Here is a 19,795-nt window from a genome sequence, read left to right as displayed (position 1 = left end):
CGATGCGTGAAAATAGAACTTTGGACTATAGCTTTGATGCTATTTTCCATACTGTCTTGGACTTTGTCCAAACCAGCGTTTAAATGCATGATTAAATGCAGCGGGTTCCGAATAACCCAGTAATTCTGCAATGACTTCGATTGAATATTCCTTATATTCCATAAGCTTTAATGCCTTAGTTTTAATTAACTGCTCACGAATTTGCTTATAACTCGTATTCAGTTGTTGCAATTGATGCCGCAGAGTTCGCTCAGGAATCTGAAGAGCAATCGCCGTTTCCGCCATTGTGGGAATTACACCCTGTTGTAATTCGAGATAGTTATGCACACGCTGCACCAGATCGGATTGCTGTGTTGCTTCATCATCTAAACGTTTGATCTCATCCAGACATTTAGCTTCATAGACGCGATGGGTTATGATATCCGCAGATGGGATTTTTACATCTAATACCGCTTGATTCAAACTAAAAACCGCATGATCTGCATTAAAATGCAAATTATTGCCATAATAATGCTGATACTGCGCTAGCATATTTAAATTTTGCGGCTGCGGGAATGGCAAATCCACTCGAATTTCAGGTGCCTCCAATCCCATCATTTTATAAATATCTAAAATAAATTTGTAAGTACCCGATATTTCACACTGGGCTCTTAAGCGCCCCATTTCTGTATTTAAATCGATGGGTACGTAAACTAATGACGCATATCCATCTCGTTCACTCAGACTGAGTTGTCCAAACAAATGCGTGAGACTTTGATATTCAATACCTTTATAAATGGCATGACGAATGCTATCGGCAGTGACCAATAACATTAGTAAAGGTCCATAACCTGCCAGCGCGTAATGTTGTCCAATATATAAGCCTTGTTCAGAAGGAACATCCTGACTGATAATATGCTGGATATCCCATTCCAAACTATCATGAATAATAGAATGTGGATTGAGGGCATCTATCCGAATCCCAATATTTGCCAGACGCGAATCGACATCAATACCAGAATTACGCATTCCTTGTATTAAATACATGAGTCCGAGTATTGATCGCTTCATTCACAGTTCTATTTTTCGATTACTGTAGTGTTGTACTATAAAGCAGCAATAAAATTAATTGCCGAATCTATCAATTTTGATGTCGATCTAATCATGTTTCTGGCTCTGATAATTCATTAAACTGATTATAAATAGATCATTATTTCATTATCGGATCAATATCATGCAAGATTCCTCAATCAATGCAATTCAAAAAACAAAAGTTGCGATTATCGGTGCGGGTTTTGGGGGACTTGCAATGGCAATTCGTCTTCTACAAAACAATATTCATGATTTTGTAATTTTAGAAAAAGCCAAAGATGTCGGTGGAACTTGGCGAGAAAATCAATATCCCGGTGCGGCTTGCGATGTCCAATCACACATGTATTCACTTTCGTTTGCACCCAAAACCAACTGGTCTAAACGTTATGCCGAAGCGGGCGAAATTTTTTCATATATTCAGGATATTACGGAGCAATTTCAACTTAGGGAATATTGTCAATTTGAGTATGAAGTTACCCGTGCAGAATATGATGAAGGGCGTTGTATCTGGACCATCTCATTTAAAGAGCATGACCCATTGGAAGCACAATTTGTGATTTTTGCTTCAGGCCCTTTACATGTTCCACAAATCCCACATATTAAAGGCATTGAAAACTTTCAAGGCAAAGTATTTCACTCATCAGAATGGGATCACCATTACGACCTAACAGGTAAAAATGTTGCTTCTATCGGAACAGGCGGCAGCGCAATTCAATACATTCCTGAAATAGCCAAACAAGTTAAACAACTATATGTATTTCAACGTACAGCAGCGTGGGTGATTCCCAGAGACGAGCGTCAATATTCACATTTAAGCAAATTATTATTTAAAAAATCAAATATTTATCGGCAAGTGCATCGTGCGAGATTATACTGGAGTAATGAATCGAGAGTTATACCTATTGTCCAACCACAAATTATGAAATATGGACAAAAACTTGCAGAAGCTTTTATTCGATTTCAGGTAAAAGATAAAGCACTTGCGAGGAAACTGACCCCAGATTTTGTAATGGGTTGTAAACGTATTTTGATTTCAAATAAATATTTTCCAACTTTCAATCGTAAAAATGTCGAGTTAATAACCGACGGAATTCAAGAAATTACAGAAAATGCCATTGTGACCAAAGATGGTAAGCAAAGACAGATCGACTGCCTAATTTATGGAACAGGTTTTATTACAGATCCACGTATCTATCTGAAACATTTTGAATGTTTCGGGAAAAATCACCAAGAACTCAAACAAGCTTGGAAAAATGGACCAGAAAGTTATTATGGAATAGCGACAGCAGGTTTCCCGAATTTATTTCAGCTTCTCGGTCCAAATACAGTGCTTGGACATAATTCCGTTATTTTTATGATCGAATCTCAAGTGAACTATATTCTTCAACTGATCGAGATGGTGGATAAAACTCAAACACTTGCGGTTGAGGTGAAAGCCGATGTTCAAACTCAATTTAACCTTAAAATTCAAAAGCAATTAAAAGATACCGTCTGGCAGTCTGGCGGATGTGTCAGTTGGTATCAGGCTGCGGATGGTAAAAACTTTGCTTTATGGCCAACCTATACATGGAAATATTGGTTAGAAACCCGAACTGCGAATGCCTCTGACTATGTCTTTCTTGGACAAAATAGAACAAATGATAAAAAACAGGTTGCTGCATAATTTTTTATCATCATAATAAGTAGGTTAAATATAACCTACTTATTTTATGCAATCCCTTATTTTAATTGTGCAAATTTTTATCGCAATTGGCTTAGGCTATTTTATTGCACCTCATTTAAAGCAAAAACTTCGCCAGTTTATATTTAAAACGCTCCCCTACTTTTCTTACTTACTGTTAATCAGTGTTGCTTTTGAATTTGCTCAAGCTTTAACTCATTTAGAGCATCCTGAGCGGATTTTACCGACTGCTCTTTTAATTGCAGCATCGACTTCCATTGCTTCATTTTTTGTGTGTTTGATTGCTTATAAATTATTAGATAAAGACAGTGTACAGGGAACAATTTCTTTGCATTTGTTTTTGAATGCATTGACAAACATCAGTTATGCCTTTATTGCACTTGGTTTTGGAGCCACTTTAGGCTTTGTAGTTCATCATTTTCAGATCAATGTGCTGTTCAATAGTTGGTATTTGCTTTTAGTTTTTATAGGTTTTATCGGTGTTGAACTTGCTTACACCCATTTTGACCGTACTTGGCTCAGCTGGAAAATACTGGTTGTACCTTTGGCTGCGATATTTGGTTCACTGATTGCTGCTTTCTTCTGTTTTATGCTTTTAACTGGCTATAGCTTAAATGAAGTGATCGCTTTATCTCAGGGTTATGGTTGGTATTCGATGTCAGGAATCTTATTTACTAAATTGCACTCAACCGAATTAGGCGGCATTGCTTTACTTACTGATTTATTTAGAGAAATTTTTGCAATTCTATTGATGTATTGCTTAGGTTGGCGCTTTCCTCGCTCTGCAATTTCAAGCGCTGGCGCAACATCAATGGATGTCACGTTAGCAATGGTCAAACAGTCATGCGGCACACATTATGTACCACATGCCATGATGAGCGGGATCATATTAAGTTTACTTGCACCCTTACTCATTAGTTTCTTTTTAATGCTTTAGTTGAGTGACGCCCAAATACTTTTGAGCATCTCATTTGGATTTTCAGCTTTGGTAATCGGACGACCAATCACCAAATGCGTTGCGCCATCCAGCATCGCTTGCTTTGGTGTCACAATCCGTTTCTGATCATCGGCACTTGAACCTTCTGGGCGAATCCCAGGCGTCACCAAAGAAAATTCTGAACCAATTTGCTCTCGTAACATCTTAGCTTCTTGCGCAGAACATACTACGCCATCCAAACCACTGTCTTTGGTCAATTGAGCTAAACGTTTGACTTGTTCAAATGGCTCGATATCTAAACCAATATCACGTAAATCTTCTCTTCCCATTGAAGTGAGAACCGTAACAGCGATCAATTGAGTATGATAGTTCCCTGCTTTTAAACGCTCAACGCAAGTTTCCATCATTTTACGCCCGCCTGAAGCGTGAACATTGACCATCCATACGCCTAAATTAGCCGCGGCACAAACTGCCTGTGCCGTCGTATTCGGAATATCATGAAATTTAAGATCAAGAAACAACTCAAAGCCACGATCCTGTAAAATTCTGACCGTTTGTGGACCATCATGAGTAAATAGCTCTTTACCCACTTTCACCCGACAAAGTGATGGATCGAGCTGATCAGCAATGCTCAAAGCGTCATATTGGCTCTTTGCGTCCAAAGCAACAATAATACTCACAAATTTATTTCCACAGCTTTAAATTCGGCTAATTATAGATGGATTCACGCATTCAACAAAGCAGGAATATGGCTTTTATGAAAAAAGCCAAATCACAAAATTCATCTGATCTATCTTTGTTCAGAGATCAGGATGGCATGTGTATCATCATCAAGTGCTTCAAGTATATGTTCTTGATCGGCAGCCTAACAAATATAATCCTCGTCATTTAAAATCATGGGTTCAGCATTCAACCCAACTTTTGCGTGTCCTTTCATAATAATATGTTCAATACTTCCGATCGGGTACCGATGACTCAAACGTGATTCACTTGGCTGAGTAGTCAGGATATAAATCACATCTTAATTTTGTAGGACAATTCGCTAGTAAACTACCTGATAATGCGAATCTCATATCTAACTGAGGACCCGTAATCCTGATCACAGTTAGAGTGACTGCCACCTTGAGAGCTATAGGTTTCCCATAAAAAAACCCTTTAAGTCATAAAGGGTTTTTCTATTTCAATATCTCATACTTTTATCTATAAATAAGACAATTTATAAAGGAGTTCGATTCTGAGTCTCAGGTTGAACTTCTACCACTGTCTTTTCATGCTTGGTATTCGCCGCAACTTGGGCAGCAGCAACCTGTGCCATTTGAATCTGCTCTTTACGCAGATGTTCAATATCCTTTCTCAGTCGTTTAATTTCCCAACCTTTTTGAATGACTTTAAAGACTAAAACACCCAGTAAAAGTCCAATGACAATTCCAAGTGCCAAAGTAATCAAAAGTAATAAGCCCAAACGCATTGCTGGTATTTGTGTGAACAACAAATCCACAGATAACTCCGTACTATTTTGGAGTACCAGAGCAAGCGAATAACCAAATAAAACAACGAGTAATGCGATCAAGATAATACGCATAAGCACCTCATTTTTATTAATTCTTAATTGTTATTTTGCCACAACTTCGTTTACCGCATCACGAAGTGCTTTTCCAGGTTTAAAGTGCGGAACGGCCTTCGCTGCGACTTCAACTGATTTTCCCGTTTTAGGATTACGCCCTACACGTGGATCACGATGATGCAATGCAAAACTACCAAAACCACGAATTTCAATGCGATTATCTGTTGATAAAGCCTCGATCATTTGATCGATCATGATCTTTACCGCTTCTTCTACTAAAGGTTCTGCCAAGTGAGGATTCTTTAAAGCAATACGCTCAATTAAGTCAGATTTGTTAAGTGCTTCAGTCGTCATTGATGACCTCTTTATTTCTTACTGATTTTCAATGACTTTAATAATAACCTGTTTAAATACAAAACGGTAGCGCAGTACACTAATACTACGCTACCGTTTACAGTAAATCGTATAAAAAGTACGAATTAGTTACACTAACCGTACTTTTATATAAGTTTTACTTCATTTGTGCCTTGATCAAGTCACCAATGGTCTTAGGACCATTTTCTTGAGAAGTCGTTGCAGTACGAAGATTTGCAACAGCTTCTTTCTCTTCAGCTTCGTCTTTCGCTTTGATAGACAAGTTGATAGAGCGAGACTTGCGGTCAACGTTGATGATTTTCGCTTCAACTTCTTGACCAACTTCTAGGAACTTAGTTGCATCTTCAACGCGATCACGGTTGATTTCTGATGCTTTCAAAGTTGCTTCAACTTCGTCAGCCAACTTAACAGTTGCGCCTTTCGCGTCAACCGCAGTTACAGTACCTTTAACCAATGCACCACGTTCATTCGCTGCCAAGAAGTCATTGAATGGATCGCTGTTCAATTGTTTGATACCAAGGCTGATACGGTTGCCTTCAGCGTCTACAGACAAGATAACCGCTTCAACAGTGTCACCTTTCTTGTAACGACGGATTGCATCTTCACCTTGTTCGTTCCAAGAGATATCAGACAAGTGAACTAGACCGTCGATACCGCCAGGTAAACCGATGAAAATACCGAAATCAGTGATTGATTTGATCGTACCAGAAACTTTTTCACCTTTGTCGTGAGCCTTAGCAAACTCTTCCCATGGGTTAGCACGAGTTTGTTTGATACCAAGAGAGATACGACGACGTTCTTCATCAACTTCAAGCACCATAACATCAACTTCATCACCAATCTGAACAACTTTAGATGGGTGGATGTTTTTGTTGGTGTGATCCATTTCAGAAACGTGAACAAGACCTTCAACGCCTTCAGCGATTTCAGCGAAACAACCGTAGTCAGTTAAGTTCGTAACACGAGCTTTAACGATAGAACCTTTAGGATAACGGTTCATGATCGCTAACCATGGATCTTCACCAAGTTGTTTAAGACCTAGAGAAACACGGTTACGCTCACGATCAAATTTAAGGACTTTAACAGTCACTTCTTGACCTACTTCAACCACTTCAGATGGGTGCTTGATACGTTTCCAAGCCATATCTGTAATGTGAAGAAGACCATCGATACCGCCAAGATCAACGAATGCGCCGTAATCAGTAAGGTTCTTAATTGTACCTGTAACAGTTTGACCTTCTTCAAGCTGAGCAAGAAGTGCTTCACGGTCAGCAGAAGATTCAGCTTCCATAACTGCACGACGAGATACCACAACGTTGTTACGTTTAGCATCAAGTTTGATCACTTTGAACTCTAACTCTTTACCTTCAAGGTGAGTTGTGTCACGGATTGGACGAGTATCTACAAGTGAACCTGGTAGGAACGCACGAACTGGACCGATGTCAACAGTGAAACCGCCTTTAACTTTACCAGAAATAACACCAGTAACGATTTCGCCATCTTCAAAGATTTTTTCAAGTTTAGTCCAAGTTTCAGCACGTTTTGCTTTTTCACGTGATAAAACAGTTTGACCCATACCGTTGTCAAGCGCTTCTACAACGACGTCAACAGTATCACCAACTTGAACTTCAAGTTCACGTTGTTCATTTAAAAATTCAGCACGATCAACAACGCCTTCAGATTTAAGGCCAGTGTCAACAGTTACCCAGTCACTATCGATGCTAACAACAACACCTTGGATGACTGCACCCTTTTCAACGTTGAGGTTTAATTCACTTTCTTCAAAGAGGGCTGCAAAAGATTCGGTCATGATATACCTGATAAAGTCAGCGGTCTTGGATCAGACAAGGCCGGTTTAGTTAAGTCTCTACATAGTCCGTAATAAACTGATCAAGCTATGCTTTAACTGATTTAAAAAATCGGTTAGGCTTTTATACGTTGGTCGACGTAATCGGTCATTAACTGAAAAACTTGATCAATAGTCAAATTTGAGCTATCAATCTGATAAGCGTCTTCAGCTGGGCGCAAGGGTGCAACTGCTCGTTGCATATCACGCTGATCACGCGACTGTATATTAGCCAAAATGTCGTTCATTTTAACATCTAGCCCCATCCCCTGCAACTGCTTTACGCGACGCTCTGCGCGCGACTCAGCAGATGCGGTCAGATAAATTTTGGCTTCGGCTTCTGGGAAAATGGAAGTCGCCATATCACGACCATCTGCAACCAGACCTGGGGCCAGAATAAAAGCGCGTTGTCGATCAAATAAGGCTTTGCGAAGTTCGGGAACTGCCGCAACCTGAGATGCAAACTCCCCCACGCGTTCTGTACGAATCGTTTGGGTCACATCCTCACCATCTAAAATAATGGCAGTTCCTTCATCTTTTGTTTCAAATTTAATATTAAGATGGGTCGCAACTTCTACACATTCATCTAAACGTATATCTAACGCATCGAGTAAGTTTTTTTGATGTAATGACAGCCCCAGCAATCGATATAAAGCACCTGAGTCAAGTAAATGAAAACCATAATGTTGAGCAAGTTTTGCAGCAAGTGTGCCTTTACCAGAACCACTTGGTCCATCGATTGTAATAATATGAACTGTCATTAAAATCCCACTAAGCGATCGATTTTGCTAATTTTGAAAAGCCTAGTGTAATCGCTGCTTTAAGTTGTGCAAGAATTAATTTGCTGACAAATGGAATTTTTGCGGTTAATTCAATGGTATAGGTCACTAAAGTTTTGTTGGGCGAAATTTCCTGAAAATCGATTCGACCAATATGATGTTTGATCAATGGATTATCGATTAATTTGTATTCGATACGCTTATTTTCTTCCAACAAAGTGATTTGTTCTTTTAACGGCTTAAATGGCCCAAACCCCATACGACGTACTGACCCTAAACCATCTGGGCGATCAGGATCTGCGGAGTCCTTAACTCTCAACACTTGGATTGGCGCAAAAGCTTGGTTATAGGTTGCATGTTTTGAGAGTAGATCAAATACTTGATCTATCGGCGCATTAAATTCTTTTTTTATGGTGATGGCATTCATCACATCCCTCCAGATAGCAATGACAATTTATATTGTCAAAATACACTATCGAAACATGCAAAAGGAATCAAGAGATGCTGCGTGAATGTTTTTTGTCAGTTCAGCGAATATGAGGTTATTCTGCATCACTTTTTAAAGCGTTAAAATTAAGCAGACGCTCGGAACGCTTTTGCTCTCTTCGCTGCTTAAAAAAAAGGCTCAATTGCTCTGAGCATTGTTGTTGCATACAACCATGCTCAACGATAAATTTATGATTATAATAACCTGAGCCGAGTAATTGGCGCGCACTGACCAACGATCCTGCCTTTGGCTCTGTGGTTGCAAATACTACGCGATGAATACGAGAATGTATTAATGCACCCACACACATCGTGCAAGGCTCTAAAGTCACATACAAGGTTGCATCAGCGGGTAAGCGATAATTTTGAATCGATTCACAAGCCATGCGAATCGCACGAATCTCAGCATGTGCTGTAGGATCATTTAAACAAATCGGTGAATTATAACCTGTACCAATTACCTTATTTTGGCTCACAATCACCGCACCAACAGGTATTTCTCCTTTTGATGCAGCCAATGCAGCCTGCTCAAAAGCAAGCTGCATCCAATACTCATCAGAATAAATTGGCTCAGACATAAGCTAGTTGATAACACCATAATGTTTGAGCAATTGATTCCAGCTTTCAATATTGGTGACAGGTGGATGATCACCCAAAATACCTTTTAAGCTAAAATCTTGAGTATCTTTCCATGCAGGCGATAAATCTTTATCAACCAGACGTGCACGAACACCCTCTACAAAATCAGGATGGCGGATTTTCCAGTCAGAAATTTGCGCTTCAAGCTTAAACACTTCATCCCAAGCATGTACCTGCTTGCCCCATTGCCACAGAAGCCATGTAATTGCTGCCGTACTTGGTGAACCCTTTTGTAAATTTTCACTGGCTTGACGTAACCAGTCACTACGCGCATCATTTAGTCCAATAATCGCCTGATAATCCTGCTCAAAACTGACGCCACGACAAACGCTATGAATGACATCCAGAGAGTTTTGTAATGGCCCTGCTGCCACAGGTCGATGCAAACTATTTAACGTATCATCAATTGCTCTAAAGTCGCCTGCTGGATAATGACTCCAGTCGATATCGATGACTTTTTTCAGTACATTATCACGTTGAGCATCGCAAATATGGGTTGCCCAACCAATGCTGTACGCACCAGCTGCCGTCATGATCGAACCTGTCAGTCCTGTAAATAAACCTATAGGACCACGATCTGCAAGGAAACGACTTGCACCGACATCAGGATACAAACCAATATTAATTTCTGGCATTGCTAAACGTGAATATGGCGTCACCAAACGAAATGGCGCAGCCATAAATAAGCCCAAACCACCGCCCATGACATAACCTTCACCCCACACAATCACAGGTTTGGCATAGTTATGAAGTAAAAGGTCTAGCGCGTATTCCTGCTCAAAAAACTGATTGGCAGTTTCAACTTCATTATTAATCACCAATTGGCGAAGCTTACGGACGTCTCCCCCCGCACAAAATGCTTTTGGCGTTGTAGAATCTAACCAAATGGCTTTCACCTGATCATCCTTGTGGAAATCCTCAAAGACACGCAATAGTGCAGTCGCAATCGACTCATCTAAAGCATGCAAAGACTTCGGGCGATTCAGGCGAACAATGCGCCAGCCGTTTTTTGCCTCTTCGACAATAAGATCTGGGTGATATCGGGTTACATCGGGAGAATTTGTCATGCGTCCAACTGCCAATCTATAGGCTCAATGCCATTTTGTTTCAAATAATTATTCGTCTTGGAAAAGACTTTACAACCAAAAAAACCGCCACGATTTGCTGCCAGTGGCGATGGGTGTGCTGCGGTCAGCACCAGATGTTTGTTTCGATCGATACGTTGTCCTTTACGTTGTGCATAAGCACCCCATAAAATAAAAACCACATGTTCACGCTGTTCATTGAGTACATCGATAACATGATCTGTAAACTCTTCCCAACCACGTTTCTGATGTGAGGTCGGTTGTCCTGCTTCAACAGTCAGTACGCTATTGAGAAGCAAAACGCCTTGATTGGCCCATTTGGTCAAATCCCCATGATTTGACATAGGCACACCCAAATCAGTGTGTAATTCATGAAAAATATTGCGTAAAGAGGGTGGTAAGGTGATGCCACGTTGTACAGAAAAACTTAATCCATTGGCCTGATTCGGTCCATGATAAGGATCTTGTCCCAAAATAACGACTTTCACCTGATCTAAAGGCGTGGTATTCAGGGCATTAAAAATTTGTTTACTCGGCGGATAAACCAGTTTTTGCGCCTGCTTTTCCTGAACCAAGAAATCACGCAAGTTATCCATCAGCGGACTTAGCAAAAAGTCTGCCAGTGAATATTTCCAACTTTGTTCTAACTGAACCTTACCCAGTTTATCCTGCTGTTGCTCAGTTAATTGCATTATTCCATCCTGAAATCAATCGATTACCTTTTATATTCTTTATTGACCTAGATGGTCACTTGTAACTCAACTTTTGGGTTTTGAAATTTAGCGCCTTGTTTTAATTGTTCATACATCTCTGGATCAGACCACTCTAATCTGACTTGCTCTGAAAATTCAATACTTTCCAGACCCAGTTCACCCATTTGTGTATTTTGAATATCTTCCAAAAAGCTTTGTGCATAGCCTGTATCAGTTTCATGCACGATCACAGAATAAACCTCAACATCTCCTTCACCATTTTGGGTTTCCGTTGATTTTAAAACTTGCTGCGCCAAATAAAAGAAGATACGGGAAAACTGTTCTGCCGAAGGTGAAACAGGTAACGCCACCCAACGTGCACTAAATGTTTTACAAGCTTGAATATATTCAGCACTATCATTTTGCCAAAAACAAATCGCATGATCAAAACTATCAAATAGTTCTTTGATGACCCCTTTGAGCAAACCAAAGTCGTATACCATTTGCCCATGATCAAGCTTGGAAGCTTTAAGTATCAACTCAACTTTATAGCTATGACCGTGAATCGAACGTTTACAACGATCCGATGTACAATTTCGCACAATATGAGCATTTTCAAACTTAAATAACTTTCGGATTAACATGCGCCAAATTAAAAATAATGATCAACGGATTCTAATTATAAAGGAAAAAGTCGGAGCTTTACATTAATTTTAACGTTAATAGCAATAGTCAAAAAGTATCAGAACATTTATTTTTAGGTCAATTTTTCAACACTGATGAGCGATCGTACTTTTTAATACTTTTAAAAAGGCGCCAAGCTTCTTGAATAGACAAAAACCTGTTTGTCCTTACGCATCAGGCTACTCCTAAACTGACGTTTACGTTCACTCAACATGACCTCTATATGTGCCTGAAAATAATTGGATTTAACATCGAGTAAAGACATCACCCGTTGTTTATTGTCTGGATCGATATTTTTAAATGCATCTAATGACCAGAGATCATTGACACTATTAAAATATTCCATTTTTGCAAATTTTGCCTTGAGTTGCTCTTCAATCGCGTGTTGATCCAGTTTTTCATCAATACTTGCCAGAACTAGAGCAGATGCCGTATTAATATTGATTTTTGTGGATTGTGTAGTGGGTAAAGCACTAATATAAGGTTTGATCAAATCAAAATTTTTACCCTCAAAACCGCGTACTCTTTTTAATTCTTCAATACTATGAAACTGGGTATTGGGTGCAAGATAAGGTGGCTGTAAGCCTTGATAATACGAACTTTCCGCCCCCATTGCGCCAGTAGGTTGATCATCTGGATCTTGCCAATCAATGACAGCCTGACTTAGTTCTGCTGGTAACCCAACTCTGACTAATAACTTTTCAAACCATTTTTGAACATTTTCATCAGGTGTTCCATCCGCCTTCACCAAATTATTAAGATTGAATTTTCCAGATTCATCCTGCAACTCTCCAGAAATATAACCATCTTCCACAGGAAAAGCAGACATCGGCTTAGCCCATGTCTCCCCTAAATGATCAACTTGCGCACTATCTTGAGCATCTTGCACCAAAAGCTCTGAAAAGAAGGCTTCCGCACTTTTGGCATAAAGCAAGGATTGATCTTGTCGAATCAGATAGGCTGTGTTTTCAGCAGTATTGCTTTGTTTTTTTGCAATTGTTGCGGCCAAAATTGTTGCTAACGCCACCATCACCAGAATTGTAATCAATGCAATACCTTGCTGATTCTTTATGCGGCTTCTCATCATGATGATTAATTCTGTCCAGTCTGATTAGTGGAATTGTGATTGGTATTATTCGTTGAATTATTATTGTTGCTTGGTGCATCATTTTGTTGCTGCTTTAAAACAATAGGTTTAGTATCCAGCAAACTGTAAATCCATTCATATTCAGTTCCCGCAATGGTGATATTAATTTTTAAACCTGCGGGCAAAAGTTTTAAATTTTGAGTCTGGGTAAAATCTAAACTTACATCAGGCCATTGATTCAAGGCTTGAGGATTCAATACATTAATTTGAAACTGTTCCACATTTTTCAATAGGATACTGGATTGAGGCTGTACACTATTGGGTAGATTCAAATCTGAATATTTTAAGCGATAGACTACTTTCTGCGAAGCATCATAGCGATACTCAATCCGCTCATAAGGCGACACCCCCTGCCCTAATGGATCAGTCACACCAGCTTTGCTAAACTGAAGTACGTTATTATTCAGTGATAATGCTGGACGGATTTGCCCATTCATATTTGCCGTAAGTGGAATGATCTGTAGAGTATCTCGCAAAATTTGCTGATATGCGTCTTGTAAAATAAAAAGTTGCTCTTCGTGCTGAGCATTTCGATCTTTAGTCTTGATGAGATAATCAAAAACTTTCCAACCTAATGCAGATAATACTGCAAATATCGCAATCGCGACTAAAAGCTCAACCAACGTAAATCCTGAGGCAGGTTTTAATCGAGCAACGCTCGATCCTGCCGCAAGACGAAAAGCTATGCTTTTAGTGCGAAGATGAGCGCAAGGTGAGAAGCTATGCTTCGAGTGGCGAAGTTTAAATCGAGCAACGCTCGATCTGAGAAGCAACGCTTCGCAAGAAGACTGAGAAGCTGTGCTTTGAGTACGATGATGCGCGCAAAACACAAAGTCATAGGTGAATTGGCAAGGTTGAAATTGCGTAATTATTTTACGTCTCGAAAAAAGGGGTTCATTACAGGCTTGATTATCTTTTTTATTTTTCATTGCGTTTTGACTTGTTGAGGATAATTAAAAAACACAACATTGGTAATGCCAGATTCGACCTTACCTTGTTCAGTATTAAATAAACTGACTTGTATCTCAACGCGCTGCACATTAGGGCTGATCGTAGATTCAGAACGTTTATCAATTTGCCATGTTTCACCCTGAGACGTGATTTGCTTAGACTCAGTTCCAGTCAACCATTGTTTATTAATTTCCATTTGAGCCGCTTCATTCATGGCAACAAACTGACCTTTAGTTCTTAAAATGGCATTTGCAGTGGACTGAGTATATTGCATACCCACCTTTGTCACGGCAACGGCTGCAATTGCAAAAATAGCCAAAGCCACCATGACTTCAAGTAATGTAAATCCTGAGTAAGGATTAACAAAGCGAAGCTTTGTCCGAGCGCAAGATGAGAAGCTATGCTTCGAATGGCGAGGACTAACAAAACATAGTTTTGCCGCTCTGCAAGACGAAAAGCTCTGCTTCGAGTGACAAGATTTAAATCGAGTAACGCTTGATCTAAAAGGCAGCGCTTCGCAAGAATAATAAGAAGCTATGCGTCGAATGCGAGGATGAGCACAAGACCAGAATCCAGAATCGGGTTTATTGGTTTTCATTAATATTACCCAGATGATCAACCTCAATTGGATCACCAACAGGGTTTTGTTCAAAATAAAACTGGATTCGTACTGGTTTTACTTCGCCATTACCAAACCAAATTAATTTGGGAGCTTGTTGATTAATTAAATCCTGTTGAGTTGCATTCTGATAGTTTTGATCAACAGATTCAATATTAAACGCGACTCTTTCAGGCAATACTCTGACAGGAAATTCCGAATAAGGTTGCCATTTTTTATCTTCCTGAATAACTGTTTGAGTACGAAGGTCATGATATTCAGCCAGCTCATAGCTAAATGGGGCGACATCAGTCGCATTATGAGTTAATAGAGCAAAAATACGGGATTGATCAACCGATTCTTTATTGATTTTTTTTAAATCGAGAATAAAAAATTCACGTGCTTGCATTGCTTTACGCTGATCAACCCCACTGATATTTAATAAAATCAGCGAAGCCAAAATCGCGATAATAACAATGACCACCATCAACTCGATCAACGTAAATCCTGAGCGAGGATTAACAAAGCGAAGCTTTGTCCGAGCGCAAGACGAAAAGCTATGCTTGGAGTGGCAAGGTTTAAATCGAGCAACGCTCGATCTGAGAAGCAACGTTTCGCAAGAAGGCTGAGAAGCTATGCTTCGAGTATGAGGATGAGCACAAGACGAAAAGCCTTGCTTCGCGTGTTCGTCCTGATTAGGCATATTGTTCTTGAATAAACTTAGGCATAGCTAAAGCCTGATCAATATAAGCAATGCGCAAAGTATCTCTTGAACCCAAATAACGCTGATAAAAACTTGAATTTAAGATCGCCGCAGCACCATGCGTAAGTGACCAAATCCCAGCCAAATAATCACGGGTCGTCATTGAACTTTGGATTGACTCCAGATAAGTATCTGTCATACCAATAATAATGCGTAAACGTTTTTTACGAATCTGATAAAGCTCTTGAAAAAGTTGCTGTATCCCTTGTCCAGTTGTCGACAAACGCTCTTCAATCTGATGAAACATCACGGTACGTTCAGGATGATGCAAATGATGCAACATAAAAAAAGCTAAATGCTCCTGAAAAGTCTTTTGCGTATCCTGCACCATTTCGTGCAACATCTTTTCATTACGAATGATCAATAAAATATACAGTTCATCTTTACTTTGAAAGTGCTTATAAAGCGTGCCTTTAGCAAGATCAAGCTCCGCTGCCAAAGCATCAAGTGTCATACCTGCTTCGCCATTTTCCAATAGGAGTTGTTCTGCAACCTGAAATATCAATATTTCTCTTGCTCGAAACTGAGCCTGACGATCCATCTTCACGCAATAACTCTCTTACTTTAGCTTTCGTTTAATTCAACTATTTCATATTCAGAAGATTTTCAAAGTTTTGGCGAGTAATAGCTGCCATTTCTTCTAGAGGTTTATCATATACATCACTTAAAGCTTTGGCTACAAATGGCACATATTTTGGTTCATTTGATTTACCACGATAAGGCATAGGTGCCAAATAGGGGCTATCTGTTTCGATTAACACTCGATCAAGTGGGACTTGTTTAGCGACATCTCGTAAATCTTGCGCATTTTTAAAGGAAATAATGCCCGAAAAGGAAATATAGTAACCACAATCTAGCGCCGCTTTTGCCGTTTCCCAATCTTCAGTGAAGCAATGTAAAATACCATGTGTCGAATGTTCAGCACGGATAATATCAATGGTATCTTGCTTGGCAGAACGAGTATGTACCACCACTGGTTTTTTCACAATTTTAGATGCCGCAATATGTCGGGCAAAACATTGCTTTTGTTGTTCTACAAATTCAGTACTGTGATAATAATCAAGCCCCGTTTCGCCTAATGCCCAAACTTTATCAGATTGTGCCAATTCAACCAGAAATTCAGTGGTCGCTCGCGCCATCGTGGCTGCATCTTCACAGGGATGCACACCAACACTATAACCCACATCATCATGGCGTTCGGCGATTTGAGCAAGTTGAAGATGATCGTCCAGATCCACTGAAATACTCATAAACTTGGATACACCTGCTTGACGCGCCTGTGCCAAGGCCTGATCCAAATCTCCATCATAAGCTGTCAAATCCAGCATGGTCAGATGACAATGAGTATCTACAAACACATTTTTTTCCTATTTTTTACATGGTGAAATTAGGACGATCAGATACACTACCCGCCAAAAGCTTTTCTGCTTCATTTTTGTAGTAGATTCCCTTTTCGCCACTGAGTTGAATCGCAAAACCATGCGGTTTAACCCCAGTTTGTTTACGTGAAATCCAGATCACTTTTCCAGTGAGTGGAATCTTTTGCGACTGCTCAGGCAAGGTAGCCAGTACAAATATCTCGTCACCCAGCTTGACAGCTTGCTTGGAAGGAATAAATAAACCACCACCTTGCACAAAACTCATATAACTGGCTTGCAAGGTTACACGATCAGGAATATTTAACTGAATAATTCCGCCCATCATACGTGGTTCCATTCTACTTCCCCTTTATTTAACATTCATTAATTTTATAAAAAGTTGATCCAAAACCAGATTGGTTTGTACATTTTGTTCAACCAATTGCTTGGCATGTTGTATTTCTGCATAGATTTCAAACAATTGCTCAAGCGTATAGGCTGGCACGATTTGATCAAAAGACAGATCAATGTTTTTGATTGATTGATTGAGCTTGACACAAATTACATCACCCAACAAGTACTCCAACATCGCAATAAAATCATTAAAGCTCAGCTCTTTTGACCATTTGGTTGCGAGCATTATGGGTTTATTTTTCTGTATGACCAAATTTGTCCAATCAGCCATAAAGTCAGTACGCTTATTTAACCAATCACTTTCTGCTAACTGTAACGCACTTAAGGGCATAGCGCCCGTAAGATTCAAAAGTAAGTTGATTTGTTCTACCGAAAGTTCAGGCTGTTCATTTTGAATATATTGCAATGCTTGCTCAGGTGAAATTCGATCTAGTGCAAAATGCTGCAAACGACTGCGGATAGTCGCAGGTAATTTTAGATAATGATCTGCCAATAAAATTAAAATGATACGTTCACCCGGCTCTTCGAGTGTTTTTAAGAGCGCATTGGACGAAGCAATATTCAAAGCTTCCGCGGGTTCAATCACAATCACACGCCAGCCATCTACGGTTTGTTGCACAAAAGGCAATAGCTCACGTATTTTCTCAATTTTGATCTTGGCATTTTGTTTTTTATTGTCTTCATCGGTACTGATATGTACATAATTGGGATGTGTATCGGACTTTAACCACTGACAACTTACGCATTCACCACATGCTGCTTGAGCCTGTTTATTAGAACAGAGAATCCAAGCTAAAAAATGCTGGGCAAATTCATGTTTCCCACAACCATTTTTGCCATAAAACAAGAGACCATGACCCACTTCTGGGAATCGGCTGGTGAGCGTCTCCCATACATTTTGTTGCCACGGATAAACAGTTTGCATCAAATCATCCAAAATTATTGAAAGCTTGAAACGGGCATCGCGTTTAAACGCTCTAAATCCACCAAAGTGTCCACACCCGGTGGCAGATTGGCTTCTGCAATCGCAATCGCGATTCGATGACCATTTTCTAGCACACGCAACTGCTCAAGACTTTCAAGTTTTTCTAATGTACCCTGTTCCCAAGTCACATATTCCTGTAACAAACTGACCCGATAAGCATACAACCCCAAATGACGATAAGCATGTGCATGTAGTTGTTGGGTGTGCTGTTGTGCCGCATCACGGTCATAAGGAATCGTTGCACGACTAAAATATAGCGCTTCATTGCCTTTAGACATGACGACTTTCACAATACTGTTACGCTGAAATTCCTCCAACTGGTGAATCGGCTCACATAAGGTCGACATGGAACAATTTGGTTTTTCAACCAATAACTGACTCACCTGTTGTACTAATTTGGCAGGCAGTAAAGGTTCGTCACCTTGCACATTAACAATAATGTCATCACTTGCCCAGCCTTTGATTCGTGCAACTTCACTTAAACGATCTGTACCAGAAGGATGTTCCGTACTGGTCATCACGACATCAATATTTTCTGTACGACAAATATGAGCAATACGTTCATCATCTGTGGCCACGCAGTAATCATCAAAACCTTGAACTTTTTTTGCCTGATCAACAACACGTAAAATCATGGCACGACCATGAATCTCTAAAAGGGGTTTCCCAGGTAAACGTGAGCTAGCAAAACGAGCAGGAATGACGATGTGTTTCATTTAAATTTCCTGAGGCAGAGAAATACCCAACTGATGTAATTGAGCGTCAAGTAATTGGTAACAATCTTGAGAAAGGATTGCCTCTACAGGCACGACCCAAATTTCAGTAGCGAAATCTGGATACTGTTGAAGCAAAGCTAAAATCTTTACTGCATCTTTTTCAGTGGTAATGATGGGGTTGTGATCATCAAACTGTAAATCTTCAATTTCATAATCATAATGATCGGGAAATTCGTGACATTGAAATTCCTGAATGCCAATCGATTCAAGCGTTTTATAAAAACGCTGCGGAAAACCAATACCGACTACTGCATAAAACTGGTCTTGCGGATTAAATAAACTTGCAGCATTTTCAGATGGATTTAACAAATACGGCTGACCTGCTTGAAGATGCATATTTAAGCTCGACTGCGGTTGTACTCCATGTTCAATAACAGTCCCCGTTTCTAAACGTGATTTGGGTTCACGTAAATAACCTTCAGGCAACAGTTTTTCATTGCCCAAGCCGCGATTAAGATCCAGTACAATCCATTCAATTTGTCGATCTAAGGCCCAATGTTGTAAGCCATCATCACTGATAATGAGATCAATCTCATATTGACTTAACAGTAATTCAATTGCTGCTTTACGATCTGCTCCTACAGCCATCGGCACATGTGTAGATTGAACAATTAAACACGGCTCATCGCCCACTTCGTCAGGTTTGGAACTCATATCCACTAAAGCAGGAAAAGGACCTTGACCACCATAACCACGGCTGATCACACCGACTTTAAGCTGTCGCTGCATCAGATATTTGATCAGTTGGATTAATAGAGGCGTTTTACCGCTCCCACCTACCGTAATATTGCCAATCACCATCACAGGTACGGGTGCGGTATATACTGCTTTTACGCCAGTTTGATAAAGCTTGTGATTAAAACTTGAACCTACCCAATATAAACATGACAGTGGACGTAACAAAATTAGCCATTTTGCTTGTTTATTCCACGCATCCTGAATTATTTGGGCAAAAGACATGCAG

The 19,795-nt window shown here is 39.8% G+C and carries 23 protein-coding genes and 1 pseudogene; 2 read left to right on the top strand and 22 right to left on the bottom strand.

Annotation, left to right across the window (positions count from 1 at the left end; all coding sequences use genetic code 11):
* Positions 1–39 precede the first annotated feature (39 nt).
* On the bottom strand, positions 40–1,050 hold the full coding sequence (locus I6L31_RS01435; protein WP_034697761.1) for a helix-turn-helix transcriptional regulator: 1,011 nt from the start codon (positions 1,048–1,050) through the stop codon (positions 40–42).
* A 163-nt stretch (positions 1,051–1,213) separates the two neighbouring features.
* On the opposite strand from I6L31_RS01435, the gene I6L31_RS01430 reads away from it, so the two are divergent.
* Positions 1,214–2,734 carry a flavin-containing monooxygenase gene (locus tag I6L31_RS01430; protein ID WP_005004000.1) on the top strand — a complete coding sequence of 507 codons (1,521 nt, stop codon included), beginning with the start codon at positions 1,214–1,216 and terminating at the stop codon, positions 2,732–2,734.
* Between the two features lie 46 nt (positions 2,735–2,780).
* On the top strand, positions 2,781–3,689 hold the full coding sequence (locus I6L31_RS01425; RefSeq protein WP_005003998.1) for a lysine exporter LysO family protein: 909 nt from the start codon (positions 2,781–2,783) through the stop codon (positions 3,687–3,689).
* On the opposite strand, the gene pyrF is transcribed toward I6L31_RS01425, so the two are convergent.
* The 21 genes and pseudogenes from pyrF to lpxK all read right to left on the bottom strand — a co-directional run bounded on the left by pyrF (position 3,686) and on the right by lpxK (position 19,791).
* Positions 3,686–4,369, bottom strand: a complete 684-nt coding sequence (pyrF, locus tag I6L31_RS01420; protein ID WP_004997195.1) for an orotidine-5'-phosphate decarboxylase — start codon at positions 4,367–4,369, stop codon at positions 3,686–3,688. The genes I6L31_RS01425 and pyrF overlap by 4 nt on opposite strands.
* 110 nt (positions 4,370–4,479) lie before the next feature.
* Positions 4,480–4,741 (bottom strand): annotated as a pseudogene (locus I6L31_RS18270) (transcriptional regulator); the annotation flags it as partial.
* A gap of 164 nt (positions 4,742–4,905) precedes the next feature.
* Positions 4,906–5,271, bottom strand: a complete 366-nt coding sequence (locus I6L31_RS01415) for a lipopolysaccharide assembly protein LapA domain-containing protein (protein WP_004989418.1) — start codon at positions 5,269–5,271, stop codon at positions 4,906–4,908.
* A gap of 30 nt (positions 5,272–5,301) precedes the next feature.
* Positions 5,302–5,607 (bottom strand): integration host factor subunit beta, encoded by a 306-nt coding sequence (locus tag I6L31_RS01410; protein WP_004989420.1) that lies wholly within the window; start codon positions 5,605–5,607, stop codon positions 5,302–5,304.
* A 157-nt stretch (positions 5,608–5,764) separates the two neighbouring features.
* Entirely contained in the window at positions 5,765–7,438 is a 1,674-nt protein-coding gene (gene rpsA, locus I6L31_RS01405) for a 30S ribosomal protein S1 (protein WP_004989421.1), read from the bottom strand.
* Positions 7,439–7,551: 113 nt separating this feature from the next.
* The gene (gene cmk, locus I6L31_RS01400; protein WP_004997193.1) at positions 7,552–8,235 is read right to left on the bottom strand and encodes a (d)CMP kinase; all 684 of its coding nucleotides are present in this window, start codon (positions 8,233–8,235) and stop codon (positions 7,552–7,554) included.
* A 10-nt stretch (positions 8,236–8,245) separates the two neighbouring features.
* Positions 8,246–8,683, bottom strand: a complete 438-nt coding sequence (locus I6L31_RS01395; RefSeq protein WP_035272066.1) for an SRPBCC family protein — start codon at positions 8,681–8,683, stop codon at positions 8,246–8,248.
* Positions 8,684–8,795: 112 nt separating this feature from the next.
* A complete protein-coding gene (tadA, locus tag I6L31_RS01390) occupies positions 8,796–9,317 on the bottom strand; it encodes a tRNA adenosine(34) deaminase TadA (RefSeq protein ID WP_035272063.1) in 522 nt (173 codons plus the stop codon).
* 3 nt (positions 9,318–9,320) lie between these two features.
* Complete coding sequence (locus I6L31_RS01385) at positions 9,321–10,445, bottom strand: enoyl-CoA hydratase/isomerase family protein (protein WP_004989425.1); 1,125 nt, start codon at positions 10,443–10,445, stop codon at positions 9,321–9,323.
* The gene (ung, locus tag I6L31_RS01380; protein WP_004997171.1) at positions 10,442–11,155 is read right to left on the bottom strand and encodes a uracil-DNA glycosylase; all 714 of its coding nucleotides are present in this window, start codon (positions 11,153–11,155) and stop codon (positions 10,442–10,444) included. Before ung ends, I6L31_RS01385 begins: the two co-directional genes overlap by 4 nt.
* A 47-nt stretch (positions 11,156–11,202) precedes the next feature.
* Positions 11,203–11,799 carry a 6-pyruvoyl trahydropterin synthase family protein gene (locus I6L31_RS01375; RefSeq protein WP_005003992.1) on the bottom strand — a complete coding sequence of 199 codons (597 nt, stop codon included), beginning with the start codon at positions 11,797–11,799 and terminating at the stop codon, positions 11,203–11,205.
* 161 nt (positions 11,800–11,960) lie between these two features.
* Positions 11,961–12,926 carry a type II secretion system minor pseudopilin GspK gene (gene gspK, locus I6L31_RS01370; protein ID WP_005003990.1) on the bottom strand — a complete coding sequence of 322 codons (966 nt, stop codon included), beginning with the start codon at positions 12,924–12,926 and terminating at the stop codon, positions 11,961–11,963.
* 5 nt (positions 12,927–12,931) lie between these two features.
* Positions 12,932–13,672 carry a GspJ family type II secretion system protein gene (locus I6L31_RS01365; protein WP_051070641.1) on the bottom strand — a complete coding sequence of 247 codons (741 nt, stop codon included), beginning with the start codon at positions 13,670–13,672 and terminating at the stop codon, positions 12,932–12,934.
* A gap of 239 nt (positions 13,673–13,911) precedes the next feature.
* A complete protein-coding gene (locus tag I6L31_RS18265) occupies positions 13,912–14,265 on the bottom strand; it encodes a type II secretion system protein GspI (RefSeq protein WP_005003985.1) in 354 nt (117 codons plus the stop codon).
* A gap of 256 nt (positions 14,266–14,521) precedes the next feature.
* Entirely contained in the window at positions 14,522–15,022 is a 501-nt protein-coding gene (locus I6L31_RS01355) for a type II secretion system protein (RefSeq protein WP_051070638.1), read from the bottom strand.
* Between the two features lie 208 nt (positions 15,023–15,230).
* On the bottom strand, positions 15,231–15,839 hold the full coding sequence (locus I6L31_RS01350; protein ID WP_004989445.1) for a TetR/AcrR family transcriptional regulator: 609 nt from the start codon (positions 15,837–15,839) through the stop codon (positions 15,231–15,233).
* 43 nt (positions 15,840–15,882) lie between these two features.
* Positions 15,883–16,656: a TatD family hydrolase gene (locus I6L31_RS01345; RefSeq protein WP_005003977.1), complete on the bottom strand. Its 774-nt coding sequence runs from the start codon at positions 16,654–16,656 to the stop codon at positions 15,883–15,885.
* A 16-nt stretch (positions 16,657–16,672) separates the two neighbouring features.
* Positions 16,673–17,014, bottom strand: coding sequence for a PilZ domain-containing protein (locus tag I6L31_RS01340; protein WP_005003975.1), 342 nt, complete (start codon positions 17,012–17,014; stop codon positions 16,673–16,675).
* Between the two features lie 12 nt (positions 17,015–17,026).
* The gene (locus tag I6L31_RS01335; protein ID WP_005003974.1) at positions 17,027–17,995 is read right to left on the bottom strand and encodes a DNA polymerase III, delta' subunit; all 969 of its coding nucleotides are present in this window, start codon (positions 17,993–17,995) and stop codon (positions 17,027–17,029) included.
* Between the two features lie 14 nt (positions 17,996–18,009).
* Complete coding sequence (kdsB, locus tag I6L31_RS01330; RefSeq protein WP_005003970.1) at positions 18,010–18,771, bottom strand: 3-deoxy-manno-octulosonate cytidylyltransferase; 762 nt, start codon at positions 18,769–18,771, stop codon at positions 18,010–18,012.
* Positions 18,772–19,791 carry a tetraacyldisaccharide 4'-kinase gene (lpxK, locus tag I6L31_RS01325; protein WP_005003969.1) on the bottom strand — a complete coding sequence of 340 codons (1,020 nt, stop codon included), beginning with the start codon at positions 19,789–19,791 and terminating at the stop codon, positions 18,772–18,774.
* Between the last annotated feature and the right edge of the window lie 4 nt (positions 19,792–19,795).

This window comes from Acinetobacter septicus (genome assembly GCF_019355975.1).
Taxonomy (GTDB): domain Bacteria; phylum Pseudomonadota; class Gammaproteobacteria; order Pseudomonadales; family Moraxellaceae; genus Acinetobacter; species Acinetobacter ursingii.
The sequence above is the reverse complement of the archived record's forward strand: the minus strand, read 5'-3'. Positions and strand labels throughout refer to the sequence as shown.

Coding starts and splice junctions, on each gene's coding strand:
- I6L31_RS01435 (WP_034697761.1), bottom strand. CDS start 1,050: ATGAAGCGATCAATACTCGGACTCATGTATTTAATACAAGGAATGCGT.
- I6L31_RS01430 (WP_005004000.1), top strand. CDS start 1,214: ATGCAAGATTCCTCAATCAATGCAATTCAAAAAACAAAAGTTGCGATT.
- I6L31_RS01425 (WP_005003998.1), top strand. CDS start 2,781: ATGCAATCCCTTATTTTAATTGTGCAAATTTTTATCGCAATTGGCTTA.
- I6L31_RS01415 (WP_004989418.1), bottom strand. CDS start 5,271: ATGCGTATTATCTTGATCGCATTACTCGTTGTTTTATTTGGTTATTCG.
- I6L31_RS01410 (WP_004989420.1), bottom strand. CDS start 5,607: ATGACGACTGAAGCACTTAACAAATCTGACTTAATTGAGCGTATTGCT.
- rpsA (WP_004989421.1), bottom strand. CDS start 7,438: ATGACCGAATCTTTTGCAGCCCTCTTTGAAGAAAGTGAATTAAACCTC.
- cmk (WP_004997193.1), bottom strand. CDS start 8,235: ATGACAGTTCATATTATTACAATCGATGGACCAAGTGGTTCTGGTAAA.
- tadA (WP_035272063.1), bottom strand. CDS start 9,317: ATGTCTGAGCCAATTTATTCTGATGAGTATTGGATGCAGCTTGCTTTT.
- I6L31_RS01385 (WP_004989425.1), bottom strand. CDS start 10,445: ATGACAAATTCTCCCGATGTAACCCGATATCACCCAGATCTTATTGTC.
- ung (WP_004997171.1), bottom strand. CDS start 11,155: ATGCAATTAACTGAGCAACAGCAGGATAAACTGGGTAAGGTTCAGTTA.
- I6L31_RS01375 (WP_005003992.1), bottom strand. CDS start 11,799: ATGTTAATCCGAAAGTTATTTAAGTTTGAAAATGCTCATATTGTGCGA.
- gspK (WP_005003990.1), bottom strand. CDS start 12,926: ATGATGAGAAGCCGCATAAAGAATCAGCAAGGTATTGCATTGATTACA.
- I6L31_RS18265 (WP_005003985.1), bottom strand. CDS start 14,265: ATGGTGGCTTTGGCTATTTTTGCAATTGCAGCCGTTGCCGTGACAAAG.
- I6L31_RS01355 (WP_051070638.1), bottom strand. CDS start 15,022: ATGGTGGTCATTGTTATTATCGCGATTTTGGCTTCGCTGATTTTATTA.
- I6L31_RS01350 (WP_004989445.1), bottom strand. CDS start 15,839: ATGGATCGTCAGGCTCAGTTTCGAGCAAGAGAAATATTGATATTTCAG.
- I6L31_RS01340 (WP_005003975.1), bottom strand. CDS start 17,014: ATGGAACCACGTATGATGGGCGGAATTATTCAGTTAAATATTCCTGAT.
- I6L31_RS01335 (WP_005003974.1), bottom strand. CDS start 17,995: ATGCAAACTGTTTATCCGTGGCAACAAAATGTATGGGAGACGCTCACC.
- kdsB (WP_005003970.1), bottom strand. CDS start 18,771: ATGAAACACATCGTCATTCCTGCTCGTTTTGCTAGCTCACGTTTACCT.
- lpxK (WP_005003969.1), bottom strand. CDS start 19,791: ATGTCTTTTGCCCAAATAATTCAGGATGCGTGGAATAAACAAGCAAAA.